At 72.6% G+C, this 248-nt stretch carries 1 protein-coding gene; it reads right to left on the reverse strand.

The window, feature by feature from the left end:
* Positions 1-248: beta-ketoacyl synthase N-terminal-like domain-containing protein (locus SB816_RS33960; protein ID WP_410548495.1), on the reverse strand; the 248-nt coding region annotated here is incomplete at both ends.

Here is a 248-nt window from a genome sequence, read left to right on the forward strand (position 1 = left end):
GGCGAGCGTGCGCGGGTCGACGCCTGCGCGTCGATAGACGGCGCGCAGCAGGTCGGCCTGCGTCGCCGCCGCCGGCACGTTGATGCCGCCGTGCGAATGGCCATCCGAGTTCACGCCCGATCCGGCGATGACCGCATGGATCGTGTCGCCATCGGCCAGCGCCTGGTCAAGCGGCTTGAGCAGCACGAACGCGCCGCCTTCGGCGCGCACGTAGCCGTCGCCGGTCGCATCGAACGCGCGGCAACGGC

Source organism: Achromobacter sp. SIMBA_011 (assembly GCF_046535435.1).
Lineage (GTDB): Bacteria > Pseudomonadota > Gammaproteobacteria > Burkholderiales > Burkholderiaceae_B > Achromobacter > Achromobacter dolens.